Raw genomic sequence first — 14,331 nt, forward strand, 5'->3', positions numbered from 1 at the left:
GCGCATGGGCTAGGGGTGTTTTCTGATCTCGGCATGTACTGAGGCGAGACTGCGTGGCCAGGGTGTATAGCGGTTGAGTGAAACGGGAAGGCGGGTTTTGGCTGCCTGTGCCGCTTCATAAGAGGGGTAGAGTCCATACAAAAGAGCAAACCACGGTTTGCCATTCTTGATGGTGGCGAAGTAGGCGGCCTGCTGCTCAATACGATGTTCTTGAATGTAGTCGATCACCGACTGCTCATTTTCAACCCCGAGTAGCTGTAGGGCGTAGGCTGTTGGACGCTGTGCCAAGAGCCACTCCTCAGTGTGGTAAGTGAGTGTGGCAGTGGTTGGTGTGGTAGCTGGCGGTGGTTTGTTCGTTACTGCAATGGGCGCAGGCGCCGTGTCGGTGATGGACGGTGCTGAGGGGAGGGGCTTGGCCGTGCTGGACTTGATGCTAGTAGGCGCTGGTGGCTCTACAGGCTCAGGTTCAGGCGCAGTGCGTAGAATCGGTTGAGGTGCTGGTGTGATGCTCGTGCTTTCGACTGGACGGGAGATTGACTGGCTTTGGGATGTGGTCGGGTCATTAGTTTGTGCACTACTCTGCTCGACATTGAAGAGCTGATTGATCTGTTTTTGAAAGATCAGAATGGTACCGACGGCAATAACAAGCGCACCGATAAGAAGATAACGGCCTATTGGACCGCTCTTCTTGTGGCGTGGAGTGTCGATTGTTTCCGTTGCTGGTGTCGAGGTGGGCGCCATCATCTCGATCATCTGTTGCGCCAGAGTGTTTAGCTTGCCAGGCAACCCCTCAGATTGCTGATGAAGCTGTTCGATCTGTGCGGCGCTGAAGGGTAGGTCGCCACTGCGCCCAGCGGCGCGCAGGTGGGCCTGCAGATAGTCACGTAGCTGTGCCGAGTCCATTGCTGGAAGTTCCACAACCTGTGGGCCTTCAGGTAATAGAGCTGCTACTACAGGTGTTGCGAGTGTCGTTTCGAGCGATGGTTCACCGCAAAGTATGAGAGTTGCCGTTTTGTCATCGCTTTCATGATGGCTGTCGGTGATCTGTAGTAGTGCAATGACCGAATCGACTGGCAATAGGTGTGCTTCATCAACCACGATGACTGGGCGCTCACCGTCACGAGAGATGTCGGTCAGTCGCTCATTGAGCTGCTCGAATGTGTTGTTCTCTTTCAGTCCAAAACAGCGATTCAGTTCACTGACGATCCCATCGGCGCTCGTCGAGAGTGTCGCTTCAATACGACACGTCTGCCAATTATCCTCAGCGCGTTTGATAAACTGTTTGAGCAGTGTGGATTTGCCGCTGCCATGTAAGCCTTTTAAGAACAGCTGACGCTGGCTGAATTGCGTGAGGTGCAATAGCAGGTCGAGTCGTTGTGTGGTTATGGCATGGCTGTGAAACTTCGGCTGGTTGAGATCGGTAAAAGGGGCATGGTTAAGGCCGAAATAGGCGAGGTAGGTAGATTGGTCACCTGAGTCTGGATTCATTTCGGTGCTACCTGTCCCTGGAGAAAGACGACGCTGAAACCACGTTTGATCTGTGCATCACGTGATTTTAATAGCGCCTCCTCAGCCTGTTCAATGGTGTCGTAGTGTTCTCGCTTAACGCGCCCAGATGAGCCCTGGTTACCCCATTCGCGGATCACGTTCCATCCCTCGATAAGATCCTGCTGCAAGATTAGGTGATAGAAGCGTGGTGGCGTGCTCTCGGCTGCCGGGGTCTGCATGTAGATACGCATGGCTCAGTTTTACTCAGCTTTGTGTATCGATATGTATGTTGGTAGCTGTTCTCATCGAGCTGATCGACCGTCTGTAAATAACCTGCCCATGATATGTGAAATATAGCTTGATCGCGACAGATTGAATCAGGTGAGATGCGAGGGATTGAAGATGCGTTCATATTCAACAATGGCGTAACGATCGGTCATGCCGGCGATATAGTCAGCCACGGCACGAGCGCGCCCGGCATCGCCCTCAGTCTGTAGTAGCTCGGCAGCATTTTGTTGCTGTTCATCGGGCAGCAGGCGTGTATCACTGAAGAAGGCTTCGAAGAGAGAGCTAATGATGGTGTGTGCCTTAGCGCTCATACGGTGTACACGGAAGTGGCGGTAGAGACCCTGGCGTAAAAAACGCTTAAGATCACGGTTCTTTTCCACCATCTCATCGCTGAATCTGATTGTGGCCTGCTTTTGGGAGCGCACATCATCGAGAGAGGCAGGGTTGCTCTGTTCGAGACTATCTTTGCCGGTTTGGATGAGGTCGAGAACCTGGCGATTAATTAAACGCCTGACAATCTCGTGGATGGTGCGCCGTTCAGAGAGCCCCGGATGCTGCTGCTTGACCTCATCGTATTGCTCACGAAACAGCTCAATTTCGCATAGTGACTCCATCGTGATCAGGCCGGAGCGGAGTCCATCATCGACATCATGACTGTTGTAGGCGATCTCATCGGCAAGGTTGGTCAGTTGAGCTTCGAGACTTGGTTGCTGTTTATTGATAAAGCGGACGGCAACATCGCCAAGTGTGCGTGCATTTTCAAGTGAGCAGTGTTTGAGAATGCCCTCTCTTGTTTCGAAACAGAGGTTGAGACCGCGGAAATCGGCATAACGATCCTCGAGTTGGTCAACAACACGAAGTGATTGCAGATTGTGCTCAAAGCCCCCGAAGTTCTGCATGCATTCGTTGAGCGCATCCTGGCCTGCATGACCAAAGGGCGTGTGGCCTAGATCGTGTGCCAGCGCAATAGCCTCGGCCAAATCCTCGTTGAGCTGCATGACGCGGGCGATCGAGCGTGAGATCTGAGCTACTTCGATTGAGTGGGTCAACCGAGTTCGATAGTGATCGCCCTCGTGGTTAACAAAAACCTGAGTCTTATACTCGAGACGACGGAATGCGGTGGAGTGAATAATGCGGTCGCGATCACGCTGGAACTCACCCCGGCACTGTGGGGCCTCCTCATAGTGGCGTCTACCGAGTGTGTTGCTATCGTTGGTAGCGTAGGCGGCGAGTTTTTGCATCGAGTTAGGGTGTATCTCTATCGGTACGATGCTGGTAGTTGGCAACAGTGTTCTCAATGGTGTCAATGCCAAAATCAGAGGTAATAACCGCCTCTCCAATCGATCGAAGTAGCACTAGCCGGATGGCTCCATCTAAGACCTTTTTGTCGACCGACATCAATTCTATAAAACGTTTGCCATCCAATGTGTGTGGAGAGTGGACAGGTAATCGTGCAGCTATAAGCAGTGCCTCGACGCGTTCAACATCGGCATTAGTCAGCCAACCGAGTTGGGATGAGAGGTGTGCCGCCATGAGCATACCGATACCGACTGCCTCGCCATGTAACCAGGCACCGTAACCCATGCCGGTTTCAATGGCGTGTCCAAACGTGTGTCCCAGGTTGAGAATGGCCCTTACCCCACCCTCACGCTCATCTGCGGCCACGACTTCGGCTTTGATCTGACAGGAGCGTTCTATTGCGTAGCTGAGCGCGTCTGGGTCACGCCGCAATAATGCGGGCATGTTCTCTTCGAGCCAAACGTAGAATTCGGTGTCTCTGATGAGCCCGTACTTAATGACCTCGGCAATGCCTGCGCTCAGCTGGCGGTCGTCGAGAGTATTCAATGTGTTGATATCGGCGAGTACACAGGCGGGTTGGTGAAATGCACCAATCATGTTTTTCCCGAGAGGGTGGTTGACGCCTGTTTTGCCTCCTACCGATGAGTCGACCTGAGCAAGGAGCGTAGTCGGTATCTGTATAAAGGCCACGCCGCGTTGATAACAAGCCGCAGCAAAACCTGTCATGTCACCAACAACACCGCCGCCGAGCGCGATAAGTGTCACGCCGCGATCAAAGTGTTTCTCAAGGAGACGATCAAAAATGGTGTTTAGAATGTCAAGATTCTTGTGTTCTTCACCGTCAGGGAGAATCACTGATTCGACGGTGAAATTGGTGAGAGCACTTTTGACTTTATCGAGATAGATTGGAGCAACAGTTACGTTGCTGACAATCAGTACCTGCTTGCCACGGATATGCGGAATGTAATGGTTGGGATCAGAGAGTAGGTCGCTACCAATATGTATCGGGTAGCTACGATCACCAAGGTCTACAGTTAAGGTCTTCATGTGGGTCGTTTAGTTAAATGGATGTCTAAGAGTAGTTGATATTGTCTGACCACTCAAAAAAAGCTTAACGCTGAAAGGCTTCAGGTAGCTCAGAAATGATCGCTTTGACGACATTTTTCACATGTTTACCATCAGTTTCGATGATGAGGTCGGCTACTTCTCGATAGAGTGGATCGCGAGTGGCCATTAGCTCTTCAAGTTTTTTACGAGGATCTTCAGTCTGTAGTAGGGGCGGTTTTGTCTCTTGAAGTCCTTCGAAGTTGTTGATTTACAGATGTGTTGAGGTAGATAACATATCCCGATTTGCGCAGGTTTTGCGATTATCTGCACTCAGTACGACGCCGCCACCAGTGGCTAGAAGGATTGGTGAGCTGCTTGTTAAATCAGCAATGACAGCACATTCGCGCTTTCTGAAACCCGCTTCACCCTCGAGTTCAAAAATAAGTGGGATATCTGCACCTGTCCTCTTGACGATTTCATTGTCGCTGTCGAGAAATTGAATGTTGAGGGCTTTTGACAGTTGTTTACCAATGGTGGATTTTCCAGCTCCCATTGGGCCAACCAGATAGATGTTGAAGGTGATGCTCATGTTCGTTGGGGTTTCTTGTCATAAAGCAAGAGGCCGTTTCGCAGCACATGATGCATGCGAAGCGACCCGATAAGATTATTGGATGTGGCGTTAAAATTCGGTAGATCGTTGCTTGAGTATTTTTGGCGTTACAAAAATCAGAAGTTCACGTTTGTCGTCTGTATTTTCGTTGCTCTTAAAAAGCACGCCAACAACTGGGAGATCACCAAAAAATGGAACCTTGCTTTCGGTTTTGGTTTTATCGTGCTCGTAGACACCGCCGAGTACTACTGTCTCCATTACCCACGAGTACATTGGTTGTAATTTCTCTCGTGTCCAACGGTGGTACGCCGAGAACACTACGTGCAAAGTCAGGGCTGTCTTTGCTGACTTTTAAGTCCATCATGATTCGATCATCAGGCGTGATATGTGGTGTGACATCAAGCTGAAGCACGGCTTCCTTAAAGGTGACGGATGTTGCGCCGCTAGAGGTTGCTTCTTGATAAGGTATTTCTACGCCCTGCTTGATGCTCGCCTGTGTTTGATCGGATGTTACCACTCTAGGGTTGGATACGACTTCACCCTTACCCTCGGCTTGCATAGCTTCTAGCTCCAGGTCGATCAGGTAGTTCGAGCCAAGAAGCGCGAAGGCTATGCTGCCAACTGCACCGCCAATTGGATTAGAGCTTATGTTTCTATTGTTGAGGTTTGGGACAGATACAGGGGTGAAACACCGTTACCTGGGATTGACTCTCCTGAACCGACCATGGAGTCAGCGCCCGCTCCTGAGCCGGTAACAGCTAGTGTGTTATTGCCGCCGATGTCATCGCTTACGACGCCTGAGTAACCAAGTTTGGTGCCGAGGGCTTTTGAGAAGTCATTGCTTGCCACAACAATTCTTGATTCGATCATTACCTGTCTTACAGGAATGTCGAGCTTGGCAATAACGCCGCGTATTTCGGCTAGCTTATCTGACGTTTCTTGCACAAGAAGGATGTTTGTCCTTGCATCAACGCTGACGCTACCTCTTCCAGATAAAAGATTCTTAGAGTCTGATTTAAGTAGGGTTGAAATGTCGGATGCTTTTGCATAGTTGATTTGAATAAACTCTGTGCGCAGCGGGGCAAGCTCAGTTATCTGTTGTGCAGCTTCGAGCTCTAGTTTTTCACGTGCGGCAATTTCAGCAGCTGGCGCGACCATAACGACATTGTTTGTCTGGCGCATGTCTAGGCCTTTGCTCTTAAGTATAATGTCTAATGCTTGGTCCCATGGGACATTCTGAAGGCGTAGCGTCAGGTTTCCACGTACGGAATCGCTAACGACGATGTTCAACCCAGTAAAGTCGGCTATTAGTTGCAAGATTGCACGTACTTCAATGTTTTGGAAGTTTAGTGAAAGCCGTTCGCCCTTGAACTCCTTTTCACGTTTTGTTGCGATCTCCTCTTCACTTAGAGGGCGGAATTCAACCGTATATGTGTTATCAGTTTGGTAGCCGGAATGTTCATAGTCACCTACGGTGGTGACGGAAAGGCGGGCGTTGTCGCGAAGATTGATTGTTTCTATGAACTTCACGGGGGTGGCAAAGTCCACCACATCAAGACGTTGTTGTAATTGTTCGGGTACGTTGTTTTCAATGAAGTCAACGACCACCTTTCCACCTTCAAGATGCATGTCGATGGGCGTGGATGGATTCGAAAGTTTAATTACTATTTTCCCTTCGCCGTTATCACCCCTCCGAAAATCAACGCTCTCTATTTCGTCGCTCACGTTTTAGTGGCCGGAGAGTGGCAATTTGAGCTGGCGTAGTTTGAGTGGTTTGTGTGGCTTGGCTTGATGTGTCGCTGGCAATAGTTAAAATCACTCTATTGTCTATTACGTTTGTCTCGTACGGAGTTAGTTCAGTAAGGTTTAGTACAATACGCGTACGGCCTTGAGCCTCTGCGATTCTGATGCTCTGCACTGTGCCGATTGCCACATCAAGGCTGTTTTTGTTGGTTGCATTCGATACGCCTGAAAAATCAAGTGCAATTCTAGCGGGGTGGTTTGTTGTGAAGCTACGAGGTGTAGTTGCTGCTTCTGAGAGCGTTAGGGTTAGCTGTATTCTGTCACCTGACAGCGCAGAATAATCTATACCAGTAAGCGTGTTCTGCGCAGATGCAGTAACGCTAGAGCTGATAAGCAACAAAAAGGCAACAATGGCTGAGGTTATATGCCCGAGTGAGGTTCTTAAATTCTTTTTTGTCATTTGGTTCACAGTCATGGATGGGTTGTTAGTAGCTTGATTGGCTGTCATCTCTATTCCCCGAAAACTATTCGCTTAGCGCCAGTGATGCTGGGCGTTCAACCCATGCGCCGAGTCCGTCAGGCGCAATTTCTGTTAGCTCGATAGAATCATCGTTAACACCGATAATTTTGCCGTGATTACGCCCTAAGTAGTTGCCTTTGTGTACGCGATGTATTGTGCCATCACTGGCCTTGATTAATGCCCATAGCTGACTTTGCTGTTGTAGTGTTCCAACCATTCTGAGTGTGTCGAGTGAGAATGCTTCCAAGGTCTCCCTTGGTCTGTTTGGATCGGGGCTAATTCCATTGTTAATGTTGGTTGAGATTTCGGGTTCCTTTTCCACTTCTGGTTGAAATGGACTTCTCATCTCAAACGCGTTGTACGAAAATGTTTCATAGGGTTTTGGCTGTGGGAGCGGTTCGATTGCGCCGCCAGGTCTTGCCTTAATATTTTCTGCGTAGTTGCGCAACTCAGGCATGTTGTTGTTGGTACAGCCTGAGAGCAAAACGATAGAAATAAGTGCTGATATTAACGACGGCTTATTGTATGGGTATCTGGTGATCATCGCGTTTCCTCAAGATACCGGTAGGTCTTGGCTCGAGCTGTCATGACAAGCATGTCTTTTGACTTGTGAGGCGAAATTCCAATGTCGTGAAGAGTGACAATTCTAGGGAGTGCGGCAATCCCGCTGGCGAATTCACCAAATTCGTGGTATTGGCCAATGACTTTTAAGTTTATTGGGTGTTCAACGTAAAATTCTTTGTTGCGTTCAGCGGTTGGTTTGAATAATTCGAATTCGAGACCGCTGGCTAATCCTGTTTGTGAAATATCAACTAAAAGATCAGCAATCTCTGCTTTGTTCGGTAGTTGTCTAAGGAGTGCGCCAAAAGTACGTTCCATTTCGGCAAGCTGCTCTTTATAAGCGTCTAGGTTTGCGGCTTTGCGCTGTTTGAACTCAAACGCCTTCTTTAGATCTATCTCTTTTTCTGGAGTTTTTCAAACTCCAGAAGTTGGTGTTGTGTGTCAAACCAATAGCCCGCAAATAATAGCGCAGCACAAACAACTACGATAACCAAGGCTTTGATTGCTAGAGGCCATGCGCCAAAGTCATTGTCTAGATTTCTGATGTCATCAAGTGTCATTTATCACTCCCCGTAGGGGTTTTTAATGATTTGACTTGCAGATAACTTAAAGTCATTCGTGCGACTAGGGCCAGAAGATTTCCCGGTAATAATCGATAGCCTGGGGTTCCCTATCCATTCGGAGCTATCAATGTTACGCATGTAGGCGGATACGCGAGCATTCGACTCTGCGGAACCATTAATTGATAGGTTTTGCCTTTTGATTTACATTTTTCAAAAGACTCCGTCAGGCAGGGTGCGGACTAACTCGTCAAACAGGTGTACGATGCGTGGCCGGCTATTCTGGAGTTGTTGGATGATCTCCATTTTTGAATAAGACGTTTTTTGTCTCTTCAAGTACTTTGATTTGAGCTATCTTTTATCCAGTAATTTGATTTCGGTAGAGGTAGTTATTGCGCTCTTGTTGGCCGTCAATCAGGTTCTGAGCATATGTATGTGCATAAAGAAAATCGCGCCTGTGATTGCGGCTGCAACAACACCAGCAAAATAAATCGCTGCTGTCGCTCTTTGCGTAGTTCTTCACGCCAGGGGAGTAGATTGATATGTGCCATCAGTCAAAGCTCCTCATAGCAAGGCCGCAGGCGATCATAAGTGCGGGGGCGTCGTTACCGAGAACCTGTGGTTTGACCTTGGAGGCCAGGGACATATTTGCAAACGGGTTTGCGATACTGGTTGGAGTGCCGATGCGTTCAGCGATCAACTCATCAATGCCAGGGATGGAGGCACTACCACCAGCGAGTACGATATTATCTACGCTGTTGTATTGGCTGGAGGAGAAGAAGAACTGTAAAGAGCGGCTGACCTGTTGGGTCATCGCTTCCTTGAACGGCTCTAGGGCCTCCATTGCGTAGTTGTCAGGAAGGCCACCCTGTCTTTTGGCCATGCCCGCCTCTTCATAGGAGAGACCGTAGCGGCGCATAATCTCTTCGGTTAGCTGCTTTCCACCAAAGACCTGCTCGCGGGTATAAATAGTCCTACGATTGTGCAGCACACTCAGTGTTGTCATGGTGGCGCCTACGTCGATAACGGCGACGGTACCCTGCCCTTCGTCGGGGAGTTGATCGGCGATCAGGCCGAAGGCGTTTTCCATGGCATAGGCTTCAACATCAATAATCTTGGCGTTAAGGCTGCCGGTTTCGATGGCTTCTACTCGGACATCGATATTCTCGCTGCGTGATGCAGCTAGGAGCACATCGACCATCTCTTCATCTTTCTCGGTACGACCCAGCACCTCAAAGTCGAGGTTGACCTCTTCGAGCGGGAATGGGATGTACTGATCGGCTTCCATTTCGATTTGACCGACCAGTTCGTCATCGCTGAGGTTCCCTGGCATGGTGATTACTTTGGTAATCACTGCGGAACCTGATACAGCGGCGGCGATGTTCTTCTGGCGCGTGCCTGAGCGTTTTACGGCCTTCTTGATTGCATCACCTACAGCGGACACATCGGTGATGTTTTTCTCAACAACGGAGTTGGCAGGAAGGGGTTCGACCGCATAGCTTTCAACGCGATAGCGTTTTCCGCTTTTGCTGAGCTCAAGGAGCTTTACAGCCGTGGAACTAATGTCCAGGCCGAGCAGTGGGGTCTTCTTTTTGCTAAAGGGCAGCGCGAGACTCACGTTTTTTCCTTATATTATGTGTGTTTGCATTATTCCCTTCTGGCAATTAAATACCATAGTTGAATATAAATCAACAACTAAGTTCGAATAGTGAATGCAGTTGTTTAAGTTTATTATGCAACTGCAAAGGGTGTGTAACTTAGCTAACGTAACACCGTATAATGCAAATTTGCTGGTAAGTCTAGTTTCTACGTGTACTCTCATAAATCACTACCTGTGGCCGATAAAAGATAGATGAAAACGTTATTAAAGCTATTGCGCGGTCTATTGCTCTTCATTATTGGTGCCTCAGTGATAGGAATGGCGGCTATTTTTGCGGGCTACTCCTACCTCTCTCCTAAGCTACCTTCTACCGATAGTCTCAAGGATGTGCAGTTGCAGGTCCCGATGCGCGTCTACTCTAAATCTGGCGCCTTGATTGCTGAATTTGGCGAGAAGCGACGGACGCCAGTCACTTTTGCAGAGCTCCCTGAGCAGATGGTCAATGCATTTCTCTCGGCTGAAGATGATCGTTTCTTCGAGCATCCTGGCGTTGACTACCAGGGACTGCTTCGCGCTGGTATCTACCTGATACGTACCGGTGAGAAGGGACAGGGCGGCAGTACCATCACCATGCAGGTGGCGCGTAACTTTTTCCTCAGTAGAGAGAAGACCTATCTTCGTAAAATCAATGAGATATTGTTGGCGCTAAAGATTGAGCGTGAGTTGAGTAAGACGGACATCCTGGAGCTCTATCTCAATAAGATCTATCTCGGAAATCGTGCCTATGGTGTGGAGGCAGCTGCACAGGTCTACTACGGCAAGCACATCGGTGAGCTATCGCTGGCACAGATCGCAATGATCGCCGGCCTACCTAAGGCACCCTCTCGTTACAATCCGATTGTTAATCCCAAACGCGCTCTGCAGCGAAGAGGTTATGTATTGGGAAGAATGCGCTCGCTTGGTTTCATTACTGAAGAGGCATTTAAGGAGGCCGTTGTTGAACCTGTTTCGTCATCGCTGCATGTCGTAAAACCTGAGATTGAAGCGCCTTACGTTGCAGAGATGGTTCGTGCTGAGATGTTCAGCCAGCATGGCAAAGGTATTTACACTAGCGGATTGAATGTTTTTACTACCCTCGACGATCGTCGTCAGCGTGCTGCCAACGTAGCATTTCGCAATGCGCTCATAGCCTACGATCAGCGCCACGGTTTCCGCGGTGCCGAACGTCATGTCATGCTCAGAGGGGATGAGTCGGAGAGTGATTGGCAGCGTATGTTGTCCCAGACTCCAACTGTTGGTGGGCTTGCACCAGTGCTCGTAACAGGTGTGCAGGAACAGCAGGTTACGCTCTACTCAGTCGTTGAGGGTGAGGTTGTGATTGACTGGAAGGGGCTTTCGTGGGCGCGCCCTTATATCGATGATAATCGTGTTGGCGCAGAACCAAAGCTTGCCGAGGATATTCTGAAGGTGGGTGATGTTGTCCGGATCGCTAAGGCCGAAGATGGCAGCTGGCAGATGCGACAGATACCCGATGTCTCAGGCGCGTTGGTGGCGTTATCGCCTGAGAATGGCTCACTGCAGGCGCTGGTTGGTGGCTTTGACTTCTATCAGAGCAAGTTTAATCGCGCTGTACAGGCGAAGCGCCAACCTGGCTCCAACTTCAAACCCTTTATCTACAGCGCAGCCCTTGGAAAGGGTTACACCGCGGCGAGTCTGATCAATGACGCCCCCGTTGTCTTTGAGGATGCGGCGCTGGAGAGCGCCTGGCGACCCGAAAATTATAGTGGCAAATTCTTCGGTCCAACCCGGCTCAGATTTGCGCTGACAAAATCTCGTAATCTGGTCTCCATACGCCTGCTGCGCGCAATTGGTGTCAACTACGCGATTGACTATGTGAGCAAGTTTGGTTTTGACGGTGATCGTCTGCCGCGTAATCTGTCGCTATCACTCGGTAGTGGCACTGTAACGCCTCTCGAGTTAGTGACGGCCTACGCGATCTTTGCCAATGGTGGATATCGCGTTGAGCCCTACTTCATCTCACGCATTGAAAAGTCGAATGGCGAAGTTGTCTTTAGTGCTAAGCCTGCGACGGTCTGCCGCTGGTGCGAAGGGCAGAGTGATGGTGGGGAGATGAAAGCGATTGAGGTGAGTGAAGTTGCTCCTCAGCCAGATGCTGTGCCTGTGGAAGAGCCACTGGTGAAGCCTGAGAATATTGCAGAGAGTGTTGTCTCCCCGCAGATTGTCTACCTAATGAATACCATTATGCGTGACGTCGTTCAGCGCGGAACAGGACGACGTGCACTCACCTTGGGACGTAAGGATCTTGCTGGAAAGACGGGTACGACAAATGACCAGCGTGACGCCTGGTTTAGTGGTTTTAATCACGCCGTCGTGGCTACCGCCTGGGTCGGTTTTGATCAAGTGCGCCCACTTGGAAATCGTGAGACCGGTGGGCGTGCCGCACTGCCGATGTGGATCGATTTTATGCGGGAGGCGCTAGATGGAGTGCCAGAGCAGCCTCTGGAGCAGCCCTCAGGTCTGGTCACGGTACGTATCGATCCAAAGACCGGTATGTTGGCAACCAGTGGTCAGCCTGGCGCAATGTTTGAGACCTTCCGTAGCGAATATGTGCCCAAGGCTGAAACGATTGGCGTTTCGGTGCAAAGTGGCAGCGAGACGACAACCGAAGAGGAGCCCCTGTTCTGATTCGTGTAACAGAGGGTGTTTCGCATCACTTCCCACCACTCCAATAAAGAGCTACGCATGCGCGCACAGATTGCGCAGGATGCGGCGCGCATTATGGCGGAAGAGGGGGTCAACGACTTTCATGCTGCAAAGCGCAAAGCCGCAGCGCGACTGGGAGCATCGGATACTCGTAATATGCCGCGAAATGTCGAAATTGAAGCCGCGCTACGTGACTATCAGCGCATCTTTCAAGGTGACAGTCATGCCGCATCCCTCGAACGGCTTAGAGAGAGTGCACAGCAAGCGATGCGCTACTTCGAGCAGTTCCAGCCACGCCTGTTCGGCTCGGTGTTGAAGGGTACAGCCGGTGGCCACTCTGATATCAATCTACAGCTATTTGCTGACACCCCCGAAGAGGTATTGCTCTTTCTGATGGAGCAGGAGGTTCCGTTTGAGTCGGGTGAGCGCATGCTGCGTTTCTCAGAAGAGCAGGAACAGCTCTTTCCTAGCTATCGAATCCTGGCCAATGAGGTCTCAATTGAGCTGGTAGTTCTACCGCTCAAGGCGATACGGCAACCACCTTTAAGTCCCGTTGATGGTCGCCCGATGGAGCGTGCCTCACTGAACCGGCTGACTGCTCTGATGGTACAGGAGGAGGCCGAGCTACCAGGCTAGACTGGGCAGGCCGGGTAGTTGTCGGGATAGGCCGACTGTGCCGCGCCACTCTCAACAGCCGCCTTGGCAACCGCAGGCGGAATCCATGCCATCAATCGTGGGTCGAGCGGCGTTGGGATAATGTAGTCAGGACCAAAAGTCATCTGTTCAACCTCGTATGCCTTCAATACCTCGTCGGGGATTGGCTCGTGTGCCAGAGCGCGTAATGCATGCACAGCGGCAATCTCCATTTCACGATTGATAGTCTGGGCGTGCACATCGAGTGCACCGCGGAAGATGAAGGGGAAGCCGAGGACATTATTAACCTGGTTGGGGTAGTCACTGCGCCCGGTGGCAATGATCAGATCATCGCGCACCGTTCGTGCCAGCTCGGGTGAGATTTCCGGATCAGGGTTGGAGAGTGCAAACAGCACCGGTCTTGGTGCCATTGCCAGCAGCATCTCTTCGCTGACCAGATTCGGCCCGGAGACGCCGATCAGTACATCGGCATCGGTCATCGCATCGAGCAGGGTTCTTTTCTCGGTATCGATGGCAAAGGGCTGTTTGTATTTATTCAGGTCATTGCGATCAGTGTGGATGACGCCATTGCGATCAACCATCAGCAGGTTCTCGCGCTGTGCGCCGAGCGATAGTAGTAGCTTCATAGAAGCGATCGCTGCAGCGCCAGCACCGAGGCAGGTGATGCGTGCGCTCTCCAGTGTCTTACCCTGCAGTTCTAGTGCATTGAGCAGACCTGCGGCGATGATGATTGCTGTGCCGTGTTGATCATCGTGGAAGACGGGAATGTTGAGTCGCTCGCGCAGCTGTTGTTCGATCTCAAAACAGCGGGGAGCAGCAATATCCTCAAGGTTAATACCGCCGAAGGTTGGTGAAATGCGCACGACTGTTTCGACAAACTCATCGCACTTCTCGGCATCGACCTCAATATCAAAAACATCGATATCGGCAAAGCGCTTGAACAACACTGCTTTACCCTCCATCACCGGTTTGCTGGCGAGAGCACCAGTGTTACCCAGACCAAGTACCGCAGTGCCGTCGGTAATCACGGCAACCAGATTACCCTTGGCGGTGTATTTGTAGGCGGCAGCTGGGTCGGTGGCGATGGCGCGTACAGGCTCGGCAACGCCGGGTGTGTAGGCGAGTGCCAGATCGTGCTGACTCAGGCAGGGCTTGGTCAGCTGAATGGCGATCTTACCCGCCGTGGGAGTGGCGTGGTATTCGAGCGCCGCCTCTTTATAGTCGTGTGGCATGGATG

At 50.7% G+C, this 14,331-nt stretch carries 12 protein-coding genes and 3 pseudogenes; 2 read left to right on the plus strand and 13 right to left on the minus strand.

All coding sequences use genetic code 11. The features are described from left to right. Positions 1 to 9: 9 nt before the first annotated feature. The 12 genes and pseudogenes from HUE57_RS04775 to HUE57_RS04830 all read right to left on the minus strand — a co-directional run bounded on the left by HUE57_RS04775 (position 10) and on the right by HUE57_RS04830 (position 9,734). Positions 10 to 1,488 carry an AAA family ATPase gene (locus HUE57_RS04775; protein ID WP_078482044.1) on the minus strand — a complete coding sequence of 493 codons (1,479 nt, stop codon included), beginning with the start codon at positions 1,486 to 1,488 and terminating at the stop codon, positions 10 to 12. Further along, the gene (locus tag HUE57_RS04780) at positions 1,485 to 1,739 is read right to left on the minus strand and encodes a WGR domain-containing protein (RefSeq protein ID WP_078482045.1); all 255 of its coding nucleotides are present in this window, start codon (positions 1,737 to 1,739) and stop codon (positions 1,485 to 1,487) included. Before HUE57_RS04780 ends, HUE57_RS04775 begins: the two co-directional genes overlap by 4 nt. Positions 1,740 to 1,865: 126 nt before the next feature. Beyond that, the gene (locus HUE57_RS04785) at positions 1,866 to 3,017 is read right to left on the minus strand and encodes a deoxyguanosinetriphosphate triphosphohydrolase (protein ID WP_078482046.1); all 1,152 of its coding nucleotides are present in this window, start codon (positions 3,015 to 3,017) and stop codon (positions 1,866 to 1,868) included. A 4-nt stretch (positions 3,018 to 3,021) separates the two neighbouring features. Continuing rightward, positions 3,022 to 4,122, minus strand: coding sequence for a 3-dehydroquinate synthase (gene aroB, locus HUE57_RS04790; RefSeq protein ID WP_078482047.1), 1,101 nt, complete (start codon positions 4,120 to 4,122; stop codon positions 3,022 to 3,024). Between the two features lie 64 nt (positions 4,123 to 4,186). Continuing rightward, positions 4,187 to 4,711, minus strand: a pseudogene (locus HUE57_RS04795) (shikimate kinase). Between the two features lie 90 nt (positions 4,712 to 4,801). Continuing rightward, a pseudogene (locus HUE57_RS04800) lies at positions 4,802 to 5,291 on the minus strand (type II and III secretion system protein). 86 nt (positions 5,292 to 5,377) lie between these two features. After that, positions 5,378 to 6,457, minus strand: coding sequence for a type IV pilus secretin PilQ (locus HUE57_RS04805; protein ID WP_174672813.1), 1,080 nt, complete (start codon positions 6,455 to 6,457; stop codon positions 5,378 to 5,380). Beyond that, positions 6,432 to 6,983, minus strand: coding sequence for an AMIN domain-containing protein (locus HUE57_RS04810; protein WP_174672814.1), 552 nt, complete (start codon positions 6,981 to 6,983; stop codon positions 6,432 to 6,434). The genes HUE57_RS04805 and HUE57_RS04810 overlap by 26 nt, the downstream gene beginning before the upstream one ends. A gap of 16 nt (positions 6,984 to 6,999) precedes the next feature. Next, positions 7,000 to 7,539 (minus strand): pilus assembly protein PilP, encoded by a 540-nt coding sequence (locus tag HUE57_RS04815; RefSeq protein ID WP_174672815.1) that lies wholly within the window; start codon positions 7,537 to 7,539, stop codon positions 7,000 to 7,002. Beyond that, positions 7,536 to 8,116, minus strand: a pseudogene (locus HUE57_RS04820) (type IV pilus inner membrane component PilO). The gene HUE57_RS04815 and the pseudogene HUE57_RS04820 overlap by 4 nt, the downstream one beginning before the upstream one ends. A 3-nt stretch (positions 8,117 to 8,119) precedes the next feature. Further along, complete coding sequence (locus HUE57_RS20170; RefSeq protein WP_420885708.1) at positions 8,120 to 8,257, minus strand: hypothetical protein; 138 nt, start codon at positions 8,255 to 8,257, stop codon at positions 8,120 to 8,122. A gap of 409 nt (positions 8,258 to 8,666) precedes the next feature. Next, on the minus strand, positions 8,667 to 9,734 hold the full coding sequence (locus tag HUE57_RS04830; RefSeq protein WP_201790704.1) for a pilus assembly protein PilM: 1,068 nt from the start codon (positions 9,732 to 9,734) through the stop codon (positions 8,667 to 8,669). A 234-nt stretch (positions 9,735 to 9,968) separates the two neighbouring features. On the opposite strand from HUE57_RS04830, the gene HUE57_RS04835 reads away from it, so the two are divergent. Beyond that, entirely contained in the window at positions 9,969 to 12,422 is a 2,454-nt protein-coding gene (locus HUE57_RS04835) for a penicillin-binding protein 1A (RefSeq protein ID WP_078482051.1), read from the plus strand. 57 nt (positions 12,423 to 12,479) lie between these two features. Continuing rightward, positions 12,480 to 13,076: a hypothetical protein gene (locus tag HUE57_RS04840; RefSeq protein ID WP_078482052.1), complete on the plus strand. Its 597-nt coding sequence runs from the start codon at positions 12,480 to 12,482 to the stop codon at positions 13,074 to 13,076. On the opposite strand, the gene HUE57_RS04845 is transcribed toward HUE57_RS04840, so the two are convergent. Then, entirely contained in the window at positions 13,073 to 14,326 is a 1,254-nt protein-coding gene (locus HUE57_RS04845) for a malic enzyme-like NAD(P)-binding protein (RefSeq protein WP_078482053.1), read from the minus strand. The genes HUE57_RS04840 and HUE57_RS04845 overlap by 4 nt on opposite strands. Positions 14,327 to 14,331 lie beyond the last annotated feature (5 nt).

The sequence above is a fragment of the Candidatus Reidiella endopervernicosa genome, from assembly GCF_013343005.1.
Classification (GTDB): domain Bacteria; phylum Pseudomonadota; class Gammaproteobacteria.